The sequence below is a fragment of the Rhodobacter capsulatus genome, from assembly GCF_052363175.1.
Lineage (GTDB): Bacteria > Pseudomonadota > Alphaproteobacteria > Rhodobacterales > Rhodobacteraceae > Rhodobacter > Rhodobacter capsulatus_D.
Genome location: NZ_CP198946.1, coordinates 1,222,751 through 1,246,482 on the forward strand (window position 1 = coordinate 1,222,751; position 23,732 = coordinate 1,246,482).

Here is a 23,732-nt window from a genome sequence, read left to right on the forward strand (position 1 = left end):
AACTTCCTAAAATGCTTTCGAAAACCACAATCTGATCGCGAAATCGCAAGAATTGCTTCACCGCTTTCGGTGCAGGCTGCCCGTGTATTTCAGGGGCTGCCACTCACGACGATTGACACATCGTCCGCGTTCGTGTCCGACTTCCTCTGAACCCGGAACACACGTGAAGAGCATCCATGCCTGCCAGACTGGTTCATCACTTGACGGCTTCTCGGGTCGCTGCGGCCTATGCGATTGTCGGTGTGATCTACATCCAGACCAGCGATCGGGTGCTTGCCATCATTTCGAAGGATTATCCGCAGTATCAGAGCTTGCAGACAGTGAAGGGCTGGGCCTTCATCGCGCTCACCTCGCTCGTGCTCTGGGTGATGCTGCGGCAAAGGTTCGCGCAACTTCAAAACTCTCTTGATGCGGTGTCGCATGCTGAAAACCGGCTGCGCGGGGCGCTGGATGCCGCCGGGGGGCTGTGAGTGGGAAAGCTTCATCGACCCCGAGGGCGTCTTGCGGTTGCGCGCGAACGGCGGGCTGGTGCGCTGGGCCGGCTGGCCCGAGGGGGGGGTGGCGCTGCCGACGGCGGATCTGCGCGGGTTCGTCCACCCCGACGACATGGAAAGTTTCAACGCCCATATGGCGCTGCACCGGGAGGTCTTGGCTGGCAAGACCGTGCCGATCCCGTCGCATCTGCATCGGGTCCGCGGCCTTGATGGCGCGTACCGCTGGATCAGGATGGTGACCGATGTCGACAGCAACCGTCGTGGGCCCGGCGGCAGTCTTTTCGGTTTTGCCCTTGATGTGCACGATCAGCAGGAGGCGATCCGCGGCCTTGCCGATGTCATTGCCGGCGGGCAGGTCGGCACCTAGCGGCACGACATGCGCACGAACCATCTGGTGATCAACGAGCGCTGGGCCGAGATCATTGGCCGCAGCCGCGACGATCTGCCCGCGCCGCTGATGATCGACGACTGGCGGGCCCTCGTGCACCCCGAAGATATGGCGCGACTGAACGCGGCGCAGGCGCCGAAGTTTCACAGCCGGGATTACTTCTTCACCGAAGAATTCCGCATGCGTCATGCCGATGGACACTGGGTCTGGATCCTCTCGCGCGGCCGCGCTGTCGAAATGTCCGCAACCGGCGACGCGCTGGTGCTCTCGGGCGTGCATGTCGATATTTCGCGCCGCAAGACTCTGGAGGCCGAGCTGATCGCGAAAAGCGATTTCCTGCAGCGGCTGACCGAGACCTCGGTCTCGGGCATTCTGGCCTTCGATCCTTCGGGGGTCATCGTCTTCGCCAATATGGAGGCGGAACAGATCCTTGATGTGACCGGGGCGGGGCTGGTCGGGCGCAACCACACCGCGCTCGGGCGGCTTTATGGCGCGCGCGACCGCAGCTCCGGGGCTGGCTTTCCCTTCGAACGCGTCGCGCGGGGCGGCGAAACGCTGCACGACCTGCGCCTGACGCTGTGCAACGCCGACGGCAGCGAGCGGGTGATATCGGTCAACGCCGCCCCGATGGAGGCGCGGGGCGGACCGGTGCAGGTGGTCTGCTCGGTTTCCGACATCACGCAGCGGCTCAATGACGAGCGCCGTCTGGCGCAGGCCGCCGAAGAGGCCAGTCATGCGGCAACCCATGATGCGCTGACCGGGTTGCCGAACCGCGAGTCCTTTCGGGCACAGGTTGCCCCGGCTCAGGCACGTGCGCGCGGCAGGGGCGAGCTGTTGCAGCAGGTTTTTCTCTCCATCGACCGGTTCCAGCAGATCAAGGACCGGTTCGGTCCGCAGCTTGGCGACCGGGTCATCTGCAAGGTCGCCGAGCGGCTTTCGGCGCTGTGTGAACCCGGTCAGCTTCTGGCCCGCGTCGGCGCCGAGGAATTCACCTTCCTGCGCCGCTGCCGCATCGCCGAAGACCCTGAATGTGCGACCCGGTCGCTGGCGGCCGCCTTTTCCCAGCCCTTCGACATCGACGGTCAGCCGCTTTATCTGTCGGCCTCGATGGGGCTCAGCCTGTTTCCGATGGATGCCCAGACGCCCGAGGAAATGTGGCTGAACGCCGATTTGGCGATGTATGAGGCCAAGGCCCTGGGAGGCAACCGCGCCGTGCGCTTCACGCCGACGCTGCGCAACCGGCTTGAGCGTGAGGCGATGATCGGGCAATCGCTGCAACGGGCGATCCGCGATGGCGCCTTTGCGCTTTTCCTGCAGCCCAAGGTCAGCCTGTTCGAAGCCGGCCGCCTTGTCGGGGCCGAGGCGCTGGTGCGCTGCACCGAGCCTGCGCTTGCGGGCATCGGCCCGGATGTGTTCATGCCGATCGCGGAAAGATCCGGGCTCGTGCGCGAGATCGACCTGTTGATGATCGACCTTGTCGGCGCCTTTGTCGCCGAGCTGCGTGGGCGCGGGCAAAAGCTTTGCGTATCGATCAACCTGTCGCCCGAGAGCATGCGCTGCGTCCGTTTCGGCGAGGCGGTGCTCACACATCTTGAGGCGGCGCGGCTTGGCCCCGAGGATGTTCTCTTCGAGATCACCGAGGGCGCGGTTGTCGATCTGAATTCCGGGGCGCGCGAAAGCATCGAGGCGCTGCTGGTCGCGGGCTACGAGCTGTCGGCCGATGATTTCGGCACCGGCTATTCCTCGCTCAGCTATCTGCAGAAGCTGCAATTGAAAGAGCTGAAGATCGACCGCAGTTTCGTGTCGCGCATCGGGCTGGACGATTGTGCCTCGGATGCGATCGTCCGGGCCACGCTTGCGATGGCGGCGGCGCTCGGATTGCGCACGGTCGCCGAGGGCATCGATACCCCCGCGCAGGTGGAATGGCTGCGCCAGCATGGCTGCGATCAGGGGCAGGGTTACCATTTTGGCAAACCCATGCCCGCGAAGGCGTTCCTCTCGACCTTCCTTGGCCCCGAAGGGGTGTCCTGGGACGAAGTGGCGCTTGGCTGATCGCCGGGGTCTCGCGCCGATCCGCACTTTTTCGATTGGCCTTTAGTCACTGGTTACCATTTGGCGTGATGATCGGAACCACGCCTCAAAAGAAAGACGGTTGTTTGGCTCGCGTGTTCCCTCTTCTCGACCGAACCCGCGCGGTGCTGACCAAGCACCCGAGCCCGGAAGACGTGGCCAGTGTCGTCAACGGCACCGCGGCCGGGGCTCTGGTGACAGCGGTGAATGCGGCGATCTGCGCGCTCGATTCGTTGCGGTGGGATCAAGACGGGTTCATCACCTACTGGCTCGTTTGCGTCTTTGCGTTGTGTTTTTCGCTCAGCCGGATGTCGAAGCGGGCGGCGGGCCGCAAGGTCACCCGGGTCTCCCGCAGGGCCGCGCGACGGCTGATCCTGACCTCGCTGATGTTGGCCGCGCCTTGGGCGGTGCTGCCGATTCATGTGCTTGGTCTACACGAAGATGCCGAGCCGACGGTGGTCATTTTTGTCTGCACCGGGATGCTGGCGGGCGGATCCTTCATGCTGCACCGCGCCTTCGTGGCCTCGCTGGCCTTTCAGGCCACCATCCTTGCTTCGGTGATCCTGTCCTTTCACCTTGGGGGGTGGGAGCAGGCCTGGCCCGTGACGGTTTACTCGATCGTTTACGGTGCCTTTCTTGCCTACTTCTCGTTCAATGCGGGCCAGACCGCGCGGCAGCGCGACGAATCCGTTGCGGCGCTGTCGCTGGCCGTCGAAAATCTGCGCACGGCGCGCGACGAAAACTACCTGCTCGCCAATATCGACGACACGACCGGGCTGCTCAACCGCAAGGCCTTCAACGCCCATCTGGCCGAGGCGGTGGCGCGGCAACGCGCGACCGGGCAGGGCTTTACCCTGTTCCTGATGGATCTCGACCGGTTCAAGAACATCAACGATCTCTTTGGTCATGGTGTGGGCGACGAATTGCTGGCGGAAATCGCCCGGCGTCTGCGGGCCAATCTGCCTGCGGGGGATGTGATCGCACGGCTTGGCGGGGATGAGTTCGCCGTCATTCTGGCCGAGGTCGCGGAGGCGGCGAAGATCCGTCCGATCGCCGACCGTCTGCTGGCCGCCTTCGATCAACCGGCGCATCTGGCCGGGCGGCGGGTGCATCCGGAGGCCTCGATCGGGGCGGTGCTTTGCCCGGAAGACGGCACCGATCCGGTGGAACTGTTGCTCAAGGCGGATCTGGCGCTGAACCGCGCCAAGGAGACCGGGCGCGGCCAATGCCTGCAATTCGACGAGCAGTTGCGCCAAAGGGTGATTGCCTCCGATCGGATCGAGGCGGGCCTGCGCGAGGCGCTTGAGGGCCATCAGCTGTTCGTCCAGTATCAGCCCAAGGTCGCGCTGACTGACGGGCGCCTTCTTGGGGCGGAGGCGCTGGTGCGTTGGCGCACGCCCGAAGGGGTGGATGTCGCACCCGACAGCTTCCTTGCGATTGCGGCCGAACGCGGCATGCTGCCCAATCTCTCGCGCCAGATCGCCGAGACGGTGGCCGAAAACATGGTCGGCTGGCGCAATGCGGGGCTGAATCCGGGCAAGATCGCGCTCAACATTCATCCTGACGACATCAAATCGCCCGAGCTGCTTCTGGAAACCATCGGCATGTTCGAGGCCGCGGGGATCACCGGCCGCGACCTGTTGATCGAGATCACCGAGGGCTGTTTTGTCGGGCGCGGCACCGACATGGCAATCAGCCTGCTCGACTCGCTGGCTGACCGGGGCTACGAACTCTCGCTTGACGATTTTGGCACCGGCCATGCCTCGCTGGGCGATCTGAAGAAAGTCCCGGTGGCCGAGCTGAAGATCGACCGCAGTTTCATCGCGGGCCTGTCTTTCCGCCGCGAAGATCGTGCCATCGTCGCGGCGATTTCCGAGATCGCCCGCGGCATGGGTATCCGCTCGGTTGCCGAGGGGGTTGAGGACGAGGCGCAGCGCACCACGCTGCTCGATCTGGGGGTCGATGCCGGGCAGGGCTTCCTCTGGGCAAGTCCGATGAATGCCGGGGACTTTGCCCGTTTTCTCGCCCAAGAGGCCCGCCAGACCGGGTGATCTGGTCCCTTTGCCTCTGTTGCCGCGAAACTCCCCGGCCTGTGGCGCTATCGCGCCTTGCCGTTCGCGGCTGATCGGCGTCAAATCCCGCGCGGAAAGACCGTGGGAGGACCGAGGATGACATCCTATCTCAAGACGACACCCGACAAGGACGGCTGGTTTGGCGATTACGGTGGGGCGATGCTGCCGCCGCCGCTTGAGCCGCATTTCAAGGAGATCCGCGAAGCCTATGCGAAGATCTCGAAATCGGCCGATTTCATCGCCGAGCTGCGCCATATCCGCAAGCATTTCCAGGGCCGGCCCACGCCCGTTTCCTATCTGAAGAACCTGTCGACCCTCTGCGGCGGCGCGCAGATCTATGCCAAGCGCGAGGATCTGAACCACACCGGCGCACACAAGCTCAATCACTGCATGGCCGAAGGGTTGCTCGCGAAATTCATGGGCAAGTCCAAGCTCATGGCGGAAACCGGCGCGGGGCAGCACGGGGTGGCGCTGGCCACGGCGGCGGCCTATTTCGGGATGGACTGCGAAATCCACATGGGCGAGATCGACATCGCCAAGGAAGCGCCGAACGTCACACGGATGAAACTGCTCGGCGCGACGGTGGTGCCGGTGGGCTTTGGCGGGCGCTCGCTGAAGGAGGCGGTGGACAGCTGCTTCCAGAGCTACATTTCGCAGGCCGATACCGCGCTTTTCGCGATCGGTTCGGTCGTGGGCCCGCATCCGTTCCCGATGATGGTGCGCAACTTCCAGCATGTCGTCGGGATCGAGGCGCGCGAGCAGTTCCTTGAAATGACCGGCGATTTGCCGGACATGGTGGCGGCTTGCGTCGGCGGTGGCTCGAATGCCATGGGGATGTTCGCGGGCTTCATCGACGATGCCTCGGTCGGTCTTTACGGGGTCGAGCCGCTGGGCACCTCGTCGAAACTGGGCGAGCATGCGGCGACGATCAGCTTTGGCGAGGATGGCGACATCCACGGCTTCCGCACCCTTGTGCTGAAGGACGCCAATGGCGAGCCCGCGCCGGTGCACACGGTCGCGTCGGGGCTCGATTATCCCGGCGTCGGCCCGGAACATGCGCATCTGCACAAGACCGGCCGCGTGAACTATACCACCGCCGACGACAAGGAGGCGCTCAAGGCCTTCTATGCGCTGTCGCGGCACGAGGGGATCATTCCCGCGCTGGAAAGCGCCCATGCCGTGGCCTTTGCCATGCGCGAGGCGGGTGCCAATCCTGGCAAGTCGATCCTGATCAACCTCTCGGGCCGGGGCGACAAGGATATCGATTACGTCACCCAGACCTACGGGTTCGGCGGCGATCTGTAAGGTTCGCGCGCGCCGGGGCAGGGCCTCGGCGCGCGGCTTTCTGCGCTTCGGGCCGGGCAAGTCTTGACGCCTTTCCTTGCCGGGGGGATAGTTGACGGGTTCTTGTTGAATTTCCCGCGGTGGCAGTTTGCGGGCCAATCTCCATTTCTGTCCAACGAGGTTTCTGATGACCCGGACGTCCTCAAAGTCTGTTGCAAGCCTGCGCCTTTACGGGGGATACACCAGCCCGATCACCGAGGGCGTGCCGGTCGTGGGCGCCGAGAGCCGTGACAGGCTGACCGGGCAAGCGGGCAACGATACGATCGATGGACGCGCCGGAGATGATCTTCTTCAGGGCCTTGGGGGCAACGACTCTTTGATCGGGGGACTTGGGAAGGACACGCTCTCGGGGGGGCGCGGCGCCGATACGGTGAGCGGCGGGGCGGGCGACGACACCTATATCGTGACGGATCGGCAGGACACGATTCTTGAGGCTGCGGACGGCGGCAATGATCTGGTCTTGTCATCCGTCTCGTTGAGCCTTGCCGCGCATGTCGAACGGCTGACGCTGACGGGCACGGCCTCGCTCAACGGCTCGGGCAACGGGCTTGGCAACACGATCACCGGCAATGACGGTGACAATGTGCTTTGGGGGCGGGGCGGCGCGGATCGGCTGAACGGCGGGGCGGGCGACGACACGCTTGTGGGCGGCGCCGGCGCGGATGTGCTGACCGGGAGCCTTGGCGCGGACATGTTTGTCTATTCTAGCGTGGCGGAGTCGTGCGCCGGTGTGCGAGATACCGTGACCGATTTCCAGCATGGCATCGACGATATCAATCTGAGCGCCATCGACGCGAGCAGCGCCACGGCGGATGATCAGGCCTTCACCTTCATCGGCTCGGGCGTTTTTACCCATGTCGCGGGCCAGTTGCGCTACACGGTCAAGACCGATGCGAACGGCCCACATATCCTGTTGCAAGCCGATACGGATGGCGACGGGCGCGCGAATCTGACGATCCTGCTCAACAATGTGGATTTGCTCACGGCGGCGGATTTTATTCTCTGAATCGGGTCTCGGGCTGCCTTTCGGCCTCAGATTCTGCAGTTGCATTGCTGGGCAAGAGAATTTTGTGCTTTCTCGAGGCCGCGGCAAAATACCAATATCCCAAAGTTCGGTCGCTTTGTGGAAGGCGGGTTTTAGCCCCTTTTCAACCGTGCCCGGGCGTGCTCGATAGGGTGGGAACACATTCGGAGAGATGCAGATGACGACGGTTTTCGAGGACAATTCGCTCTCGATCGGGGGCACGCCGCTGGTGAAGCTTGGTCGGCTGGGCAAGGGGTTGGGCGCCACGGTGCTGGCAAAGATCGAGGCCCGCAATCCGGCCGGTTCGGTCAAATGCCGGATCGGGGCGGCGCTGATCTGGGACGCAGAGGAACGGGGCATCCTGACGCCGGGCAAGGAGATCGTCGAGCCGACCTCGGGCAATACCGGGATCGCGCTGGCCTTTGTCGCCGCGGCGCGCGGCATTCCGATCACGCTGACCATGCCCGAGACGATGAGCCTTGAACGGCGCAAGCTGCTTCTGGCTTATGGTGCGAAACTGGTGCTGACCGAAGGCGCCAAGGGGATGGCGGGCGCGATCGCCAAGGCCGAGGAAATCGCGGCCTCGGACCCGAAATACGTGCTGCTGCAACAGTTCAAGAACCCGGCCAACCCGGCGATCCACGAGCGCACCACCGGCCCCGAGATCGAGGCCGCAACGGGTGGCAAGATCGACATCTTCGTGGCGGGCGTCGGTACAGGTGGCACGATCACCGGCGTCAGCCGCTACTTCAAGAAGACGCTGGGCAAGGCGATCACCTCGGTCGCAGTCGAGCCCGCGGCGAGCCCGGTGCTCAGCCAGACCCGCGCGGGCGAGCCGGTGAAGCCCGGTCCGCACAAGATCCAGGGCATCGGCGCGGGCTTCGTGCCCGAGGTGCTGGATCTGAGCCTTGTCGACGCGATCGAGCAGATCTCGAACGAAGAGGCTGTGGCCACTGCCCTGCGTCTGGCGCGGGAAGAGGGGATTCTGGCCGGGATTTCCGGCGGTGCGGCCGTGGCGGCGGCGCTGCGTCTGGCGGCGCAGCCCGAGCATGCGGGCAAGACCATCGTGCTGATCCTGCCCGACTCGGGCGAGCGCTATCTGTCCTCGGTGCTGTTCGAGGGGGTTTTCGACGGAACCGGCGCCCCCGCCTGAGGCAAATTGTCCATCGCTTTCAAAGGCCTCGCCCGGTGCGGGGCCTTTTGTTTGGGCGCGACTCGGGGAGGGGGTGGAGAATAAAATTCTATATTGACGACCCACAAAGGCGAGATTTATCCCTTTCAATAACGACTTCCGCAGTAGATATTTTGGGAATGACGAAGCTCACACGAGGGACGCGCCGCCATGCTCCGACCATTGATCAACCGTTCGCCGATGCCGGGGCTGGGGCTCTCGATGGGGATCACGCTGACGATGCTCTCGCTTGTTGTGCTGGGGCCGATCGGGGCGCTTCTGGCACAAGGCGCAAGCTACGGGCTTGAGGGGATCTGGGCCACGGTGAACCGCGAACGGGTCTGGGCGGCGCTTGAGCTGTCGTTCCGGCTCTCGTTCTTCGCGGCGCTGTTCAACCTTGTCTTTGGCGTGGTTCTGGCTTGGGTGCTGGTGCGCTACGACTTTCCGGGCCGCCGTCTGGTCGATGCGGCGGTCGATCTGCCCTTTGCGCTGCCCACCGCTGTCGCGGGCATCGCGCTGACGACGCTTTATGCGCCGAACGGGGTCTTTGGCAGCTTGGCGAAAGAGGTCGGCCTGAAGATCGCCTATACGCAATGGGGCATCTTCATCGCGCTGATCTTTGTCGGCCTGCCCTTTGTCACCCGCACCGTGCAGCCCGTGGTCGAGGAGATTGACCGCGAGGTCGAAGAAGCCTCGGCGACGCTCGGCGCCACGCGGTTCACCACGCTGCGCCGGATCATCGCGCCGATGCTGATGCCCGCCGCGCTGACCGGCTTTGCGCTGTCGCTGGCGCGGGCGGTCGGCGAATACGGCTCGGTGATCTTCATTGCCGGGAACATCCCGCTGAAAACCGAGATCGCGCCGCTGCTGATCGTGATCCAGCTTGAAGAATTCAACTACGACGGCGCCGCCGCGATCGGCATTGCCATGCTGGTGATCAGCTTCGCGATGCTGCTTGCCATCAACCTCATCCAGATCTGGAGCCGCCGGAGGATTGGCGATGTCTGACGCAGCCGAACGCAACTGGCGCTCTGCCACCGATGAAACGCCGCTGGTGCGGCTCGTGCTGATCCTGCTCGCCGTGGCCGGGATCGCGCTGCTGGTGGCCGCGCCGCTGCTGACCGTCTTTGCCGAGGCCTTGGCCAAGGGCTGGTTTGCCGCGCTGAAAAGCCTTGGCAATCCCGACGCGCTCTCGGCCATCCGGCTGACGCTGACGATTGCCGCCTTTTCCGTGCCGCTGAACGCCGCCTTCGGCATCGCGGCCGCCTGGTTCATCACCCGCTTCGATTTCCGCGGCAAGGCGTTCCTGATCACACTGATCGATCTGCCGTTTTCGGTTTCGCCGGTTGTCGCCGGGCTCTGCATCGTCCTGATGTTCGGCGCCAATTCCGCGATCGGCGGCTGGCTCGTGGCGCAAGGCCATCCGATCGTCTTCGCGCTGCCCGGGATCGTGCTGGCGACGATGTTCGTCACCTTCCCCTTCGTGGCGCGCGAGCTGATCCCGGTGATGATCGAGCAGGGCTGCAAGGAAGAGGAAGCGGCGCTGACGCTGGGCGCCTCTGGCTGGCGTGTCTTCGTCACGGTGACGCTGCCCAAGATCCGCTGGGCGCTGCTGTACGGCGTCCTGCTGTGCAACGCCCGCGCGATGGGGGAATTCGGTGCCGTCGCCGTCGTCTCGGGCAAGATTCGCGGCCAGACCGCGACGATGCCGATCACCATCGAGATGCTTTACAACGAATATCTCTCGGTCGCGGCGTTCTCTCTCGCCGGGCTGCTCACCGCGCTCGCGCTGGTCACGCTTCTGGTCAAGACCGTGCTGGAACTGCGCCACGCCGACGAAATCGCCGCCACCCACCGTCACTGAGGGACAAAATGGATATCGACATTCAAGAGATCTCGAAGCTCTTCGGCACGACGGCGGCGCTGCATCCGGTGTCGCTTGCCATCCCTTCGGGGGCGCTGGTGGCGCTGCTTGGCCCCTCGGGCTCCGGCAAGACGACGCTGTTGCGCATTCTGGGCGGGCTTGAATTCCCCAGCTCGGGGCGGGTGCTCTTCGAGGGGCAGGACGCCACGAACCTGACCGTGCAGGAACGCCGTGCCGGGTTCGTGTTCCAGAGCTATGCCCTGTTCCGGCACATGACGGTGTTTGAAAACATCGCCTACGGGCTGAAGGCCCGGCCGCGGGCCGAGCGTCCGCCGAAGCTCGAGATTGCCCGCCGCGTCGAGCGGCTTCTGGAGCTGATCCAGCTGCCTGATATCGGTGCGCGCTACCCGAGCCAGCTGTCGGGCGGTCAGCGTCAGCGCGTTGCGCTGGCGCGGGCTCTGGCGATCGAGCCGCGAATGCTGCTGCTCGACGAGCCCTTCGGGGCGCTTGATGCCAAGGTGCGCAAGGAGCTGCGGCAGGGGCTGCGGGATATCCACGACGCGACCGGACTGACGACGGTCTTCGTGACCCATGACCAAGAAGAGGCGATGGAACTTGCCGATCTGGTCGTGGTGATGTCGATGGGCCGGATCGAGCAGATCGGCCGTCCGCAGGACATCCGCGCCCGCCCGGCCTCGGCCTTCGTGCGCGAGTTCATTACGGCGTAAGGGGCGTTTGGCCGAGGCCATCGCCGAGGCCCTGTGGCACATCAGTCCCATGACCGCCGAGTGCTTCAAGCACTCGGCCAGCGCCCGCCCCGCCCATGGCGGGCGCTGCCCTCTGTTGTGCTTGATCGACGCGGTCCTGTGTCGACCGGCCCGCGACGGGCGGGAAAACGCGATGCGTTTTCTTGTCCGCCCGCGGGCAATCCCGGCAGGGCAGGGGGCCGAAATAAAAGGCGCCCGCCTGATCGGACCTTCCGGGGAAGGGCGATCAGACGGGCGCAACCCGAGGAGTGCAGGGGCGGTCAATGCCGCCCCTTGTCAGTGATCAGCGACGCTGAATGGTCGCCAGACCGAAGGTCTGCGAGAAGGGCAGGAAGTCGCCCGGGATCACGTTCGATTGACGCGGCGTGTCCTTCAGGAGCGGAGCTTTCCAGAACTTCGCCGATTGCGGCGGAGCGTCAGCTGGCAGCAGCTTGACCTTCGGCGCGGTGGTTTTCACCAGCGGCGTCGGCCAGAAGTCTTGCGACATGAACTTGGTGCCTTCGTAGACGTTCTTCTTGCGCGGGGTGTCGAGCAGAAGTTTCCAGCCAAACCGTTCCGAGAAGGCGCCGGGTTTTTCGTCGGCCTTGACGGGTTGCGGCAGGAAGATGTGCCGGTGGTCTTTCATGATGTTGTCAGTCATTTCAGATGCGTCCTCACAGGTGAACTCTTCGGTTGCGTTCTCGACCGCGACCACCGCTGCGCGAGCAGTGATGGCGCGCACGAGTTTCGCCGCGCCGAGCGGCTTGTAGTTGACTTTCGCCACGAGCGCGGCAGCGCCGCCGGCGACACGTTCGGCATAGCCCGCAGCCGCGCTGGGATGCACGCCGGCGGACTTGAGGGCTTCGGCCAAGGCAGCGCCCTTCTTGCCGTCGGCGACGACGACCTTCAGAGCGCGTTTCGGAATACCTTCACTTTTCAGTTGTCTTGCGATGTCGCAAGCCGTGTTTTCATCGGCATAAAGCCGTGTGATCACCGTCGTCATGCATCCTCCTCGGGTTCAAGGGCATTCTTCAGTCACGTCTCGGGTTCGCCCGTTCCAGTCCTCAGCGTCTGCCGCGCCTTGCCAGCGGAACGGCAAAGGCGATGGCCACGATCAAGAGCACGGCTTCAAGAGCGAACACCGTATTATAAGGCCCTGCCACACCGGCCCCGAAGGCCCCCGGCAAGGCAACCAAGCCGTCCCGAACCACCCCTGCAAGCGCGACGCCAACACCGGCGGCCGTCGCCTGCACCGCACCCCAGGCCCCCAACGCCAGCCCGATCCGATCGGCAGGCGCGGTGCGCATGGTCGCCGTCAGCGTGGCATGACCAAAAAGGCCAATGCCCAGACCGATGGCGAAGGTGCCCACGAGGAACAGCCAGATACCGCCCTGGCTGATCAACGAAGACAGAATGATGGCAGCAAAACCCGGCACCCCGATCAATGCACCCAGCATCGCCAGCGGCATCGGCCTTGCCCCGTTCCCCAGCACACGAGACGCCGTACCGAAGCCGATAAGCGTCCCGAACGCAAAGAGCGCGGTCAGTTTCGTCGTTTCTCCGACGGTCAGGTGCAGAGCCTGACCCCCGTAGGGTTCGAGCAGCACATCGGCCATACCAAAGCCGAAGGTTCCCAAGGCGATCACGGTCAGCAGGGACAACATCCCCGGCCGTGCCATCAGGAGGCTCATCGCCTCCTTGAAGCTCGGGTGTTCCGCTTCTGCCATTTGCCGGGCACGATCCCGGCTGATGGCTTCCTGCTTCCACATCGCCGCCATGTTCAACACAACACTCATCAACGCAGTGCCCTGGATCACCTGGATCAGGCGGCCCGGGGTATAGTTGGCCAGAAGCGCCCCATAGGTGAGCGCGCTGATGACCATTCCGAAGAGCAGCATCACATACATGAGGCCGACGACCTTCGGTTGGTCTTCCTCCTCGACGAGGTCGGTGGCAAGGGCCAGACCCGCGGTCTGGACGATGTGGACACCGGCCCCCACGAGGAGGAAGGCAAGCGCGGCCGCACTCATCCCGATCCAGCGCGGCGCATGTACGGATTCCCCAAATCCCGACAGCACCAGAAGCGCGAAAGGCATGATGGCGAAACCGCCGAATTGATAGATCGTTCCCTTCCAGATCCAAGGCGCGCGACGAAGCCCCAGAGCCGACTTGTGGGTGTCGGACTTGAAGCCGATCAGCGTGCGGAAAGGTGCGAACAACATCGGCATCGCCAGCATCACGGAGACGAGGGAGGCCGGAACTGCGAGCTCGACGATCATCACCCGGTTGAGGGTGCCCGCGAGCAGCGTCATGGTCATCCCGACGGTGATCTGAAAGAGCGAGAGTCGCAGCAACCGCGAGAGCGGAACCTCTTCACTGGCCACATCGGCGAATGGCAGATACTTCGGAGCGTGCCGCGCCAGGTTCTTCAGAGCAAAAGCACGGTAGCCCATAGTCTAGCCGCCCGTCGGAGAGAGAAAGTGCGAGGGGCTCAGCCCCGGAGGGAATGGGCCCACCGACGGTTGCCGGTGGGCCCAAGATCAGCTCGTTACTGAGCGACGGCGACGACCGCGGTCATCGGGGTGCCGTTCCAGTAGTTCGCGAACCAGCTGGTGTTGGTCAGCAGGCCGGCGTGAACGATCAGAGCGGTCACGGCAACGGCGCCGAGCATCAGCGGGATACCGGTCGAGGGTTTGACGACGGTCCAGATTTTGGCGTTGTTCATTGTATTGCTCCTCTACCCGATTAACCGAGCCACGGCGTGGCAATGGCCGAGAGGATGTGCGCAACAAGCGCCATCGCCCCGAACACACGGGTGCCGTCGATCAGGTAGCTGTGGATTTCTTCAGCTTCTTTCAGCGTCAGGCCGCTCGGCCCAGCTTTATCGTCAGTCATTGTCCCGAATCCTCCAAAACTGGGATCATTGGGAGCGTTGATGAAGCTCTCTCGGTTAAGTTCGAGCCCCGTCTCAGCGCCCCCCCGCTGCCGGATCGTCTGTGATCCGACCTCGTGAGACGCACTATGGGAGCCCAAGTGTCGGCAATCAAGTGTAAAGTCGGGCTGACACTGCGGCAAATTCGGCCACCCCCGGGGGCGCAAAATCCCAGTGAAAATAGGTGTTTCAGGCGCATCTTTCGCCGATTCCGCAGGGGGATTCGATCTCTCGGCGAGAGCCTGCGGCAGGGGGGTGCGACAGGGCGCAAGGGTCAATTTGCAAAGGGTGTTTCCGCATTGCGGCGGCCTTGCGAGAGGGGCGCTCGGGCGGGGTCCGGGCGGGGCGATGGGCTGAAGTGTAAGATCAGATGTACATTAAACTGCGTTAGGCTGTCGCAGATTGCGGGCATCGGGCCCGGTTTCGGGGGTGGACGGCCTGTCGCAGGCAACCGAAATCTTTAGGTCGAAATGTCGCGCTGATTTTATCGACCGTGAGGACTTGAAACTGCGCGGGCGGCCTCCCACCTCGCCAGTTTGACGCAGTTTGCAGCTTCCGGGGCCGAATCCGGGCCCGAATCTGGGCCGACTCTTTGGGCTGCAGAGCTGATTTGCGTCGTTTTTCCGAATCTCTGCCCTGATCCGTGCTGTCGTGCGCCCATTCCTTGGGCAGATGCCCGGCTGGAATGCGTCCTTCGCGCGGATCACGTATTTTACCTATTGATAAAATTTTGGATCGTGGCAGCCTCGATGGCAATAACAAAGCCAGGGAGGTCATCGTGACCACAAGCCAGTTTCGGCCCGGGGTGCACCCCGGGCGTCTACCGCCTGCCGACTATTGCGAGGCCTTCGCCGATGTTGCGGAACCGCTGACCGCGCATCAGGCACAGGTGGCTGCGGCGCGCTGCTACTTTTGCGCCGAGGCGCCGTGCACCACCGCCTGCCCGTCCGACATCGATGTGCCGCTTTTCATCCGGCAGATCCTGACCGGCACGCCGGAGGCGGCGGCGAAGACGATCCTGTCGCAAAATATCATGGGCGGCATGTGCGCCCGGGTCTGCCCGACCGAAACCCTGTGCGAGGGCGCCTGCGTGCGCGAGGCCGCCGAGGGCAAGCCGGTCGAGATCGGCCTTTTGCAACGCTATGCCACCGACACGCTGCAAGCCTCTGGCGTTCACCCCTTCGCGCGCGCGCCGCGCACGGATAAATCCGTCGCCGTTGTGGGGGCGGGGCCTGCGGGTCTGGCCTGCGCGCATCGGCTGGCGATGCTAGGTCACGAGGTCACCGTCTATGATGCGCACCTCAAGCCCGGCGGGCTGAATGAATATGGCATCGCCGCCTACAAGGCGCCGGGCGGCTTTGCGGCCAAGGAAGTGGCATGGCTGCTGCAGATCGGCGGCATTGCCGTGCTGGAGAACTGGAAACTCGGCCGCAATGGCTCGGTCGCGGATCTGCTCAAGGAGCATGATGCGGTTTTTCTGGGCATGGGGCTTGCGGGCGTGAATGCGCTGACGATCCCCGGCGCGGAATTTGCGACGCCCGCGACCGAGTTCATCGCGCATCTGCGTCAGGCCGAGGATCTGGCGACGGTTCCGGTCGGGCGGCGCGTTGTGGTGATCGGCGGCGGCATGACGGCGGTCGATGCGGCGGTGCAGGCGAAATTGCTGGGCGCGGAAACCTCGAGCATCGTCTACCGCCGCTCGCAGGCGGAAATGCCCGCCTCGAAACACGAACAGGAGCATGCGCAAAAGAACGGTGTGCGGATCGTGCCGAATGCGGCGCCTGTGGCGATCCGCAAGGACGATCAGGGCTATGAGGTCGAATTCGCCCGCACCGAAACGCGCGACGGCAAGCTGGTGCAGCTTGAGGACACGCTGCGGATCAAGGCCGATCAGATCTTCACCGCGATCGGCCAGACCTTGGGCGCTGTGCCCGAGGGGCTGACGATCACCGGTGGCAAGATCGAGATCGATGCGCAGGGGCGCACCGGGCTTTCGCATGTCTGGGCGGGCGGCGATTGCGCCACCGGCGGCGAAGACCTGACGGTGAATGCCGTCGCGCAGGGCCGTGACGCGGCCGAAGACATCCACGCTTTTCTGATGGGGGCCTGAGATGGCGGACCTGACTTCGACATTCCTCGGCATCAAATCCCCGAACCCGTTCTGGCTCGCCTCGGCGCCGCCGACCGACAAGGAAGTGAACGTGCGCCGCGCCTTCGAGGCGGGCTGGGGCGGCGTCGTCTGGAAGACGCTCGGGCTTGATGGCCCGCCGGTGGTGAACGTGTCCGGCCCGCGCTATGGCGCGATTCACGGGCCGGATGGCACGCTTTTGGGGCTCAACAATATCGAACTGATCACCGACCGCCCGCTCGAGGTGAACCTGCGCGAGATCAAATCGGTCAAGCGCGATTACCCGGACCGGGCGCTGGTCGTGTCGCTGATGGTGCCCTGCGACGAGGACAGCTGGAAATCGATCCTTGCCCGCGTCGAGGAAACCGAGGCCGACGGGGTCGAGCTGAACTTCGGCTGTCCGCATGGCATGGCCGAACGCGGCATGGGCGCTGCGGTGGGGCAGGTGCCCGAATATGTGGAAATGGTGACGCGCTGGGTGAAGCAACATTCGCGCATGCCCTGCATCGTCAAGCTGACGCCCAATATCTCGGACATCCGCAAACCGGCCGAGGCGGCGAAACGCGGCGGGGCGGATGCGGTCAGCCTGATCAACACGATCAATTCGATCACATCGGTCGATCTGGATCTGTTTGCACCGCAGCCGACGATTGACGGGTTCGGCACCCATGGCGGCTATTGCGGTCCGGCGGTGAAACCCATCGCGCTGAACATGGTGGCGGAAATCGCCCGCAACCCGGCCACGCGCGGCCTGCCAATCTCGGGCATCGGCGGCGTCACCACCTGGCGCGATGCGGCCGAGTTCATGGCTTTGGGCGCCTCGAACGTGCAGGTCTGCACCGCGGTGATGACCTATGGCTTCAAGATCGTCGAGGAGATGATCTCGGGCCTGTCGGACTACATGGACCGCAAGGGTCTGACCGAGACGCGCGAGATTGTCGGCCGGGCCGTGCCGAAGGTGACCGACTGGCAGTATCTGAACCTCAACTACACCACCAAGGCCTCGATCAATCAGGACGATTGCATCAAATGCGGCCGCTGCCACATCGTCTGCGAGGATACCTCGCATCAGGCGATCACCATGGCGGCGGATCGCACGGTGACGGTGAAGGAAGAGGAATGTGTCGCCTGCAACCTCTGTGTCGAGGTCTGCCCGACGAACTGCATCACCATGCGCGAGTTGTCCGAGGGCGAGCTGGATCAGCGCACCGGCAAGCCAGTCAGCGACTATCTGAACTGGACCGGGCATCCGAACAACCCGATGGCAACGACCAGCGGGAAGTGAGGCTTCGGGCTTTCCGGCATGGACCGGGAAGCCCCGCCTTTGCCATGACCGAGGCCATCGCCGAGGTCACATGGGTCACATAAGCCCCGTGACCCCCGAGTGCCCCAAGGCACTCGGGCAGCGCCCGCCCCGCGCCACAGGCGGGCGCTTCTCGCCCGGAGGGCGCGGGCGCTGCCCTCTGTCATGCTTGTGGACGCGGTCCCGCAACCGCGGTTGCGCCAACGGGCGGGGAAAAGCGGTGCTTTTCCTTCTCCGCCCGACCCTTGCGGGAGACTTTATCTTACGACGCCAGCGCCTGTTTGACCGCTTCGGGGGCCGTCTCGATCACCCGCAGCAGCACCGCGGCCGGGCCGCTGATCGTGCGCTGGCCCTGTTCCCATTTGCGATAGCCCGACAGGCTCATGCCCATCATCGGGGCCATCTGCGCTTGCGTCAGACCCATCTTGCGCCGCAATTCCACGGGGTTGATGCGGTCCTGCCGGATCGGCTCGAAGGCCGCGTTCCCCTCGAAAAAGGCTGCGCTGCGTTCGAGCGCCTCCCAGAGGTCGCTCTCCATCTCTTCCATGCCTGCCTCGTCATTGACTGCTCTGCCGTTCCGGTCGCGGGATTTTCCCTGTCAACCGGCGCCCGGGGGCCTTCGGCGCCTTCTCGGGTTCCATGACGCTAACCGCATCGGTTGCGCCGATCAAGCCGCCGGTTTGTGCGCCCAAAATTCGGGCAATGGCCTGTGTCCTTGGCGCCGACTGCGGCAAAAGGCCCCCATTCCCCATTGACCGGGGCGGGGAAGCGTGGCCTCTTTCCTCTGACCAATCGGTCAGAAAATGAGTCGCAAGAGGGCAAAGCCCCACAGACGACAGGGAGACAGCCAGATGCCATCACCCGGAGAAAACCTCCGTATCGATTCCGCACGCCTTTGGGACAGCCTGATGCAGATGGCGCAGGTCGGGCCGGGCGTGGCGGGGGGCAACAACCGCCAGACCGTGACCGATGCCGATGCCGAGGGCCGTGCGCTGTTCAAAAGCTGGTGCGATGCCGCCGGAATGACGATGGGCCTCGACAAGATGGGCAACATGTTCATGCGTCGCGAGGGCGCCGACCCCGAGGCGCTGCCGGTCTATATCGGCTCGCATCTCGACACCCAGCCGACGGGCGGCAAATACGATGGCGTTCTGGGGGTTCTTGGCGGGCTTGAAGTCATCCGAACGATGAACGACCGCGGCCTGAAGACGAAACACCCGATCGTGGTGACGAACTGGACGAATGAGGAAGGGGCGCGGTTTGCGCCTGCCATGCTCGCCTCGGGCGTCTTTGCGGGCATCCATACGCTCGACTATGCCTATGCGCGCAAGGATCTCGACGGCAAGAGCTTCGGCGAGGAACTGGCGCGGATTGGCTGGGTCGGTGACGAAGAAGTCGGCGCGCGCAAGATGCATGCCTATTTCGAGCTGCACATCGAGCAGGGCCCGATTCTGGAGGCCGAGGCGAAGACCATCGGTGTGGTGACGCATTGCCAGGGGCTGTGGTGGCTCGAATTCACCCTGACCGGGAAAGAAGCCCACACCGGCTCGACGCCGATGGGGATGCGGGTCAACGCGGGTCTTGCGATGGCGCGGATCATGGAGATGGTGCAAGAGGTCGCGATGGCCGCCCAGCCCGATGCCGTGGGCGGTGTGGGGCAGGTGAAATTCAGCCCCAATTCGCGCAACGTGTTGCCCGGGACGGTGATCTTCACCGTCGATATCCGTTCGCCCGATCAGGCGAAGCTCGACGGGATGCGGGCCGAGATCGAGAAACGCGCCGCGGCGATCTGCGCCGAGCTGAAAGTCGGCTGCGCCATCGAGGCCGTGGGCCATTTCGACCCGGTCACCTTCACTCCGGAGCTCGTGGGGCGCGTTCGCGCGGCGGCCGAGAAGCTTGGCTACCCGCATCGCAACATCATCTCGGGCGCGGGGCATGACGCCTGCTGGACGGCGAAAGTGGCGCCGACGACGATGGTGATGTGCCCCTGTGTCGACGGGCTGTCGCATAACGAGGCCGAGGAAATCTCGCCCGAATGGGCTGCGGCGGGGGCAGATGTGCTGCTGCATGCGGTTCTGGAGACCGCCGAAGTCGTCGAGTGACCGCGCGCCGGGGGCGCTGCCCCCGGACCCCCGGCGTATTTGCGCCAAGAAAAAACAAGCGCTTGCAGGGAATTGACCATGACCACAGTCATCAAGAACGGAACCATCGTCACCGCCGATCTGACCTACAAGGCGGATGTGGCGATCGAGGGCGGGCAGATCATCGCGATCGGGCAGGGGCTGACGGGGGATACCGTGCTCGACGCCACCGGCTGCTATGTGATGCCGGGCGGGATCGACCCGCATACCCACCTCGAGATGCCCTTCATGGGCACCTATTCGAGCGATGATTTTGATTCTGGCACCCGCGCGGCGCTGGCGGGCGGCACGACGATGGTGATCGACTTCGCGCTGCCCGCGCCCGGGCAGGGGCTGATGGATGCGCTGAAGATGTGGGACAACAAATCCACCCGCGCGCATTGCGATTATTCCTTCCACATGGCCGTGACCTGGTGGGGCGAGCAGGTGTTCGAGGAAATGCCGAAGGTGGTGGACCGCGGCATCACCTCGTTCAAGCATTTCCTCGCCTACAAGGGCAGTCTGATGGTGAACGATGATGAATTGTTCGCCAGCTTCCGCCGCTGCGCCGAGATCGGCGCGATCCCGATGGTGCATGCCGAGAATGGGGATATCGTTGCCGAAATGTCGGCGCGGCTTCTGGCCGAGGGCAACACCGGGCCCGAGGCGCATGCCTATTCGCGCCCCTCTCAGGTCGAGGGCGAGGCGACGAACCGCGCGATCATGATCGCCGACATGGCGGGCGTGCCGCTTTATGTCGTGCATACCTCCTGCGAGGAGGCGCATGATGCCATTCGGCGGGCGCGGATGCAGGGCAAGCGGGTCTGGGGCGAGCCGCTGATCCAGCATCTGACGCTGGACGAGACCGAGTATTTCCACCCCGACTGGGACCATGCGGCGCGCCGCGTGATGAGCCCCCCGTTCCGGGCGAAGCACCATCAGGACAGCCTTTGGGCGGGGCTGGCGGCCGGGACGCTGTCCTGCGTCGCCACCGACCATTGCGCGTTCACCACCGAGCAGAAGCGCTTTGGTGTCGGCAATTTCACCAAGATCCCGAACGGGACCGGGGGCCTTGAGGACCGGCTGCCGATGCTGTGGTCGGCGGGGGTGAATACCGGGCGGATCACGATGAACGAATTCGTTGCCGTGACCTCGACCAATATCGCCAAGATCATGGGCATGTATCCGAAGAAAGGCGCGGTGCTGGTGGGGGCGGATGCCGATCTGGTGGTCTGGGACCCCGAGGCAACGAAGACGATTTCCGCCAGCGCTCAGCAATCTGCGATTGATTACAACGTCTTCGAGGGCAAGGAAGTGAAGGGCCTGCCGCGCTACACGCTCAGCCGCGGGATGGTTGCGGTTGCTGAAGGAAAGGTGCAAAGCCGCGAAGGCCACGGGCAATTCGTGGCGCGCGAGCCGAATGGGTCGGTCAGCAAGGCGCTGAGCACCTGGAAGGACTTGACCGCGCCGCGTCCCGTGGTGCGCGCCGGTATCCCGGCCAGTGGCGTGTGAGCAAGGATGAACGACGACGTGAAAGCCCCCGTGATTTTTGCCAAGGACCTGAACCTGGTCTTCGAAACCAACGATGGCCCGGTTCAGGCGCTGAAAGACGTGAACCTGTCGATCGAGCGGGGCGATTTCGTCAGCTTCATCGGCCCCTCGGGCTGCGGCAAGACGACGTTCCTGCGCTGTATCGCGGCGCTGGAACACCCGACCAGCGGCACGCTGAAGGTCAATTCGATCCCGCCCGACGAGGCGCGGAAAGCGCGGTCCTACGGCTATGTGTTTCAGGCCGCCGGGCTTTATCCGTGGCGCACGATTGCGGGCAATGTGAAACTTCCGCTTGAAATCATGGGCTATACCAAGGCCGAACAGGAGGAGCGCGTTCGAAAAGTGCTGTCCCTCGTTGATCTCGAGGGCTTCGCGAAGAAGTTCCCCTGGCAGCTTTCGGGGGGGATGCAGCAGCGCGCCTCGATCGCGCGGGCGCTGGCTTTCGACGCCGATATCCTGCTGATGGACGAGCCCTTCGGCGCGCTGGACGAGATCGTGCGCGACCGTCTGAACGAGGAGCTTTTGAAGCTCTGGGCGCGGACCGGCAAGACCATCGGTTTCGTCACCCATTCGATTCCGGAAGCGGTTTACCTTTCAACCAAGATCGTCGTGATGTCGCCCCGTCCGGGGCGGATCACCGATGTGATCGAAAGCACCCTGCCGAAGGAACGCCCGCTCGATATCCGCGACAGCGCGGAATTCCTGAAGATCGCCCATCGCGTCCGCGAAGGCCTGCGCGCGGGGCATGCCTATGATTGAGCGGTACGGGCGCGTTTCGCGCGGGGAAGGGGGGCGGACATGAGATCGATCCTTCCGATCCTGACGGTTCTCGCTGCCATCATCGCGCTCTGGTATGGCGCGGCGGTGATGCTGAACAAGCAATGGACCTATGATCAGGCGGCCCGCGCCGGGCAGACGGTCACTGTCTCGCAGGTGCTGGCCGACACGATGATGCAGGAGCGTCCGGTGCTGCCCGCGCCGCATCAGGTGGCCAAGGGCCTCTGGGACGGGTTCACGGGGCAGAAGATCACCTCGAAGAAAAGCCTCGTGCTGCATTCCTGGATCACCTTTTCGGCGACGATGGCGGGGTTTGCCCTTGGCACTTTGGCAGGCATCGTGCTGGCCGTCGGCATCGTGCACAGCCGCGCCATGGACATGAGCGTGATGCCCTGGGCGATTGCCAGCCAGACGATTCCGATTTTGGCGATTGCGCCGATGGTCATCGTCGTGCTGGCATCCCTGGGGATCAAGGGCTTGATTCCAAAAGCGATCATCGCCGCCTATCTGAGCTTCTTCCCGGTGCTGGTGGGCATGGTGAAGGGGCTGCGCGCGCCCGACGGGATGCAGCTCGACCTGTTGCGCACCTATAATGCGAGCGGGTCGGAGGCGTTCTGGAAGCTGCGCCTGCCGTCGTCGATGCCCTATCTGTTCGCCTCGCTGAAGGTCGGCGTCGCGGCGGCGCTGGTCGGCACGATCGTCGCCGAACTGCCCGCCGGGGCCTCGCAGGGGCTTGGCGCGCGGCTTTTGTCGGGCAGCTACTATGGCCAGACGATCCAGATCTGGTCGGCGCTTTTTGCCGCGGCGATTCTGGCGGCCGTGCTGGTGCTGATCGTCGGCGTGATCGAGCGCGCGGTTCTCAAGCGCATGGGGATGGCGAAATGAGCGCGGTCGGTTACGGAGCCCTGCTGTTCTGGGCCTGCGCGATGGCGCTGAACTTTCATCTGGCCGAGCGGTTTCCGACCTCGCGTCCGGTGCGCAGCTTCGTGGCCATCCTCTTTGGCGTCACGCTGATCGTGCTCTGGCAGGGGCTGGTGCGGGGGCTGAATGTCAGCCCGGTGATCCTGCCTGCGCCGTCCGACATTGCGGTGGCGATCATGGCCAACATCCCGCTTTTGTGGGAGGATTTCGCGCAGACGATCCTGAAAGGGGCGCTCGCGGGCTATCTGATCGGTTGCGGCGCGGCAGTGGCGACGGCGATTGCGGTGGATCGCTCGCCCTTCCTGCAACGCGGCCTGCTGCCGGTCGGCAACTTCGTCGCCGCGCTGCCCATCGTCGGCATCGCCCCGATTCTGGTGATGTGGTTCGGGTTCGACTGGCAATCGAAGGCCGCCGTCGTCGTGGTGATGGTGTTCTTCCCGGTGCTGGTGAACATGGTCGCGGGGCTTGCCGCCACCGATGCGCTGAGCCGCGATCTGATGGCGACCTATTCGGCCAGCTACAGCCAGACCCTGATCAAGCTCCGCCTGCCTGCGGCCTTGCCGTTCCTCTTCAACGGCCTCAAGATCGCGACCACGCTGGCGCTGATTGGCGCGATCGTGGCCGAGTTCTTCGGCTCGCCGACGCGGGGGATGGGGTTCCGGATCTCGACCTCGGTTGGCCAGCTCGATCTGGCGCTCGTCTGGGCCGAGATCGCGGTGGCGGCGCTGGCGGGATCGGGGCTCTTTGGCCTGATCGCGATGATCGAAAAGGCGGCGACCTTCTGGCACCCGTCACAACGGGGAAGATGAATTAACCAACCGGGCACA

The 23,732-nt window shown here is 64.2% G+C and carries 22 protein-coding genes; 17 read left to right on the top strand and 5 right to left on the bottom strand.

What is annotated here, in order from left to right:
• Positions 1-176 precede the first annotated feature (176 nt).
• The 10 genes from ACTTAI_RS06895 (at position 177) to ACTTAI_RS06940 (ending at position 11,155) form a co-directional block, all read left to right on the top strand.
• Positions 177-470, top strand: a complete 294-nt coding sequence (locus tag ACTTAI_RS06895; protein WP_444455051.1) for a hypothetical protein — start codon at positions 177-179, stop codon at positions 468-470.
• On the top strand, positions 421-861 hold the full coding sequence (locus tag ACTTAI_RS06900; protein ID WP_444455052.1) for a hypothetical protein: 441 nt from the start codon (positions 421-423) through the stop codon (positions 859-861). The genes ACTTAI_RS06895 and ACTTAI_RS06900 overlap by 50 nt, the downstream gene beginning before the upstream one ends.
• A gap of 9 nt (positions 862-870) precedes the next feature.
• Positions 871-2,934, top strand: a complete 2,064-nt coding sequence (locus tag ACTTAI_RS06905; protein ID WP_444455053.1) for a putative bifunctional diguanylate cyclase/phosphodiesterase — start codon at positions 871-873, stop codon at positions 2,932-2,934.
• 113 nt (positions 2,935-3,047) lie between these two features.
• Positions 3,048-5,003, top strand: coding sequence for a putative bifunctional diguanylate cyclase/phosphodiesterase (locus ACTTAI_RS06910; RefSeq protein ID WP_444455054.1), 1,956 nt, complete (start codon positions 3,048-3,050; stop codon positions 5,001-5,003).
• A 117-nt stretch (positions 5,004-5,120) separates the two neighbouring features.
• On the top strand, positions 5,121-6,329 hold the full coding sequence (gene trpB / locus ACTTAI_RS06915) for a tryptophan synthase subunit beta (RefSeq protein ID WP_444455055.1): 1,209 nt from the start codon (positions 5,121-5,123) through the stop codon (positions 6,327-6,329).
• 166 nt (positions 6,330-6,495) lie between these two features.
• Positions 6,496-7,374, top strand: a complete 879-nt coding sequence (locus ACTTAI_RS06920; protein WP_444455056.1) for a calcium-binding protein — start codon at positions 6,496-6,498, stop codon at positions 7,372-7,374.
• A gap of 196 nt (positions 7,375-7,570) precedes the next feature.
• On the top strand, positions 7,571-8,545 hold the full coding sequence (gene cysK / locus ACTTAI_RS06925) for a cysteine synthase A (RefSeq protein WP_444455057.1): 975 nt from the start codon (positions 7,571-7,573) through the stop codon (positions 8,543-8,545).
• Positions 8,546-8,734: 189 nt separating this feature from the next.
• Complete coding sequence (gene cysT / locus ACTTAI_RS06930) at positions 8,735-9,571, top strand: sulfate ABC transporter permease subunit CysT (RefSeq protein ID WP_444455058.1); 837 nt, start codon at positions 8,735-8,737, stop codon at positions 9,569-9,571.
• Positions 9,564-10,427, top strand: coding sequence for a sulfate ABC transporter permease subunit CysW (gene cysW / locus ACTTAI_RS06935; RefSeq protein WP_444455059.1), 864 nt, complete (start codon positions 9,564-9,566; stop codon positions 10,425-10,427). The genes cysT and cysW overlap by 8 nt, the downstream gene beginning before the upstream one ends.
• Positions 10,428-10,435: 8 nt before the next feature.
• Positions 10,436-11,155 carry a sulfate/molybdate ABC transporter ATP-binding protein gene (locus ACTTAI_RS06940; RefSeq protein ID WP_444455060.1) on the top strand — a complete coding sequence of 240 codons (720 nt, stop codon included), beginning with the start codon at positions 10,436-10,438 and terminating at the stop codon, positions 11,153-11,155.
• Between the two features lie 322 nt (positions 11,156-11,477).
• Here the strand turns inward: ACTTAI_RS06940 and ACTTAI_RS06945 are convergent, their stop codons facing one another.
• The 4 genes from ACTTAI_RS06945 to ACTTAI_RS06960 form a co-directional block, all read right to left on the bottom strand.
• On the bottom strand, positions 11,478-12,176 hold the full coding sequence (locus ACTTAI_RS06945) for a hypothetical protein (protein ID WP_444455061.1): 699 nt from the start codon (positions 12,174-12,176) through the stop codon (positions 11,478-11,480).
• A gap of 61 nt (positions 12,177-12,237) precedes the next feature.
• Positions 12,238-13,626, bottom strand: a complete 1,389-nt coding sequence (locus ACTTAI_RS06950; protein WP_444455062.1) for a PucC family protein — start codon at positions 13,624-13,626, stop codon at positions 12,238-12,240.
• Positions 13,627-13,721: 95 nt separating this feature from the next.
• Positions 13,722-13,898: a light-harvesting protein gene (locus tag ACTTAI_RS06955; protein WP_444455063.1), complete on the bottom strand. Its 177-nt coding sequence runs from the start codon at positions 13,896-13,898 to the stop codon at positions 13,722-13,724.
• A 20-nt stretch (positions 13,899-13,918) separates the two neighbouring features.
• Positions 13,919-14,068 carry a light-harvesting protein gene (locus tag ACTTAI_RS06960; RefSeq protein WP_097068188.1) on the bottom strand — a complete coding sequence of 50 codons (150 nt, stop codon included), beginning with the start codon at positions 14,066-14,068 and terminating at the stop codon, positions 13,919-13,921.
• An 815-nt stretch (positions 14,069-14,883) separates the two neighbouring features.
• On the opposite strand from ACTTAI_RS06960, the gene ACTTAI_RS06965 reads away from it, so the two are divergent.
• On the top strand, positions 14,884-16,215 hold the full coding sequence (locus ACTTAI_RS06965) for an NAD(P)-dependent oxidoreductase (protein ID WP_444455064.1): 1,332 nt from the start codon (positions 14,884-14,886) through the stop codon (positions 16,213-16,215).
• A 1-nt stretch (position 16,216) separates the two neighbouring features.
• Complete coding sequence (gene preA / locus ACTTAI_RS06970) at positions 16,217-17,518, top strand: NAD-dependent dihydropyrimidine dehydrogenase subunit PreA (protein WP_444455065.1); 1,302 nt, start codon at positions 16,217-16,219, stop codon at positions 17,516-17,518.
• A gap of 280 nt (positions 17,519-17,798) precedes the next feature.
• Here the strand turns inward: preA and ACTTAI_RS06975 are convergent, their stop codons facing one another.
• Positions 17,799-18,083: a helix-turn-helix domain-containing protein gene (locus ACTTAI_RS06975; protein ID WP_444455066.1), complete on the bottom strand. Its 285-nt coding sequence runs from the start codon at positions 18,081-18,083 to the stop codon at positions 17,799-17,801.
• 304 nt (positions 18,084-18,387) lie between these two features.
• Here ACTTAI_RS06975 and ACTTAI_RS06980 point away from each other — a divergent pair, with 304 nt between their 5' ends.
• The 5 genes from ACTTAI_RS06980 to ACTTAI_RS07000 all read left to right on the top strand — a co-directional run bounded on the left by ACTTAI_RS06980 (position 18,388) and on the right by ACTTAI_RS07000 (position 23,714).
• On the top strand, positions 18,388-19,638 hold the full coding sequence (locus ACTTAI_RS06980) for a Zn-dependent hydrolase (protein WP_444455067.1): 1,251 nt from the start codon (positions 18,388-18,390) through the stop codon (positions 19,636-19,638).
• Between the two features lie 78 nt (positions 19,639-19,716).
• Entirely contained in the window at positions 19,717-21,168 is a 1,452-nt protein-coding gene (gene hydA / locus ACTTAI_RS06985) for a dihydropyrimidinase (protein WP_444455068.1), read from the top strand.
• A 6-nt stretch (positions 21,169-21,174) separates the two neighbouring features.
• A complete protein-coding gene (locus tag ACTTAI_RS06990) occupies positions 21,175-21,966 on the top strand; it encodes an ABC transporter ATP-binding protein (protein ID WP_444455069.1) in 792 nt (263 codons plus the stop codon).
• A gap of 39 nt (positions 21,967-22,005) precedes the next feature.
• Positions 22,006-22,869: an ABC transporter permease gene (locus ACTTAI_RS06995; RefSeq protein ID WP_444455070.1), complete on the top strand. Its 864-nt coding sequence runs from the start codon at positions 22,006-22,008 to the stop codon at positions 22,867-22,869.
• Positions 22,866-23,714 carry an ABC transporter permease gene (locus ACTTAI_RS07000; protein WP_444455071.1) on the top strand — a complete coding sequence of 283 codons (849 nt, stop codon included), beginning with the start codon at positions 22,866-22,868 and terminating at the stop codon, positions 23,712-23,714. The genes ACTTAI_RS06995 and ACTTAI_RS07000 overlap by 4 nt, the downstream gene beginning before the upstream one ends.
• Positions 23,715-23,732: the final 18 nt, after the last annotated feature.

Bases quoted from the DNA above. Each gene is read 5' to 3' on its own strand.
- ACTTAI_RS06945 (WP_444455061.1), bottom strand. From the start codon at position 12,176: ATGACGACGGTGATCACACGGCTTTATGCCGATGAAAACACGGCTTGC.
- ACTTAI_RS06960 (WP_097068188.1), bottom strand. From the start codon at position 14,068: ATGACTGACGATAAAGCTGGGCCGAGCGGCCTGACGCTGAAAGAAGCT.
- ACTTAI_RS06980 (WP_444455067.1), top strand. From the start codon at position 18,388: ATGCCATCACCCGGAGAAAACCTCCGTATCGATTCCGCACGCCTTTGG.
- ACTTAI_RS06975 (WP_444455066.1), bottom strand. From the start codon at position 18,083: ATGGAAGAGATGGAGAGCGACCTCTGGGAGGCGCTCGAACGCAGCGCA.
- ACTTAI_RS06895 (WP_444455051.1), top strand. From the start codon at position 177: ATGCCTGCCAGACTGGTTCATCACTTGACGGCTTCTCGGGTCGCTGCG.
- ACTTAI_RS06920 (WP_444455056.1), top strand. From the start codon at position 6,496: ATGACCCGGACGTCCTCAAAGTCTGTTGCAAGCCTGCGCCTTTACGGG.
- ACTTAI_RS06905 (WP_444455053.1), top strand. From the start codon at position 871: ATGCGCACGAACCATCTGGTGATCAACGAGCGCTGGGCCGAGATCATT.
- hydA (WP_444455068.1), top strand. From the start codon at position 19,717: ATGACCACAGTCATCAAGAACGGAACCATCGTCACCGCCGATCTGACC.
- ACTTAI_RS07000 (WP_444455071.1), top strand. From the start codon at position 22,866: ATGAGCGCGGTCGGTTACGGAGCCCTGCTGTTCTGGGCCTGCGCGATG.
- trpB (WP_444455055.1), top strand. From the start codon at position 5,121: ATGACATCCTATCTCAAGACGACACCCGACAAGGACGGCTGGTTTGGC.
- cysK (WP_444455057.1), top strand. From the start codon at position 7,571: ATGACGACGGTTTTCGAGGACAATTCGCTCTCGATCGGGGGCACGCCG.
- ACTTAI_RS06955 (WP_444455063.1), bottom strand. From the start codon at position 13,898: ATGAACAACGCCAAAATCTGGACCGTCGTCAAACCCTCGACCGGTATC.
- ACTTAI_RS06995 (WP_444455070.1), top strand. From the start codon at position 22,006: ATGAGATCGATCCTTCCGATCCTGACGGTTCTCGCTGCCATCATCGCG.
- cysT (WP_444455058.1), top strand. From the start codon at position 8,735: ATGCTCCGACCATTGATCAACCGTTCGCCGATGCCGGGGCTGGGGCTC.
- ACTTAI_RS06950 (WP_444455062.1), bottom strand. From the start codon at position 13,626: ATGGGCTACCGTGCTTTTGCTCTGAAGAACCTGGCGCGGCACGCTCCG.
- cysW (WP_444455059.1), top strand. From the start codon at position 9,564: ATGTCTGACGCAGCCGAACGCAACTGGCGCTCTGCCACCGATGAAACG.
- ACTTAI_RS06990 (WP_444455069.1), top strand. From the start codon at position 21,175: ATGAACGACGACGTGAAAGCCCCCGTGATTTTTGCCAAGGACCTGAAC.
- ACTTAI_RS06940 (WP_444455060.1), top strand. From the start codon at position 10,436: ATGGATATCGACATTCAAGAGATCTCGAAGCTCTTCGGCACGACGGCG.
- preA (WP_444455065.1), top strand. From the start codon at position 16,217: ATGGCGGACCTGACTTCGACATTCCTCGGCATCAAATCCCCGAACCCG.
- ACTTAI_RS06900 (WP_444455052.1), top strand. From the start codon at position 421: ATGCTGAAAACCGGCTGCGCGGGGCGCTGGATGCCGCCGGGGGGCTGT.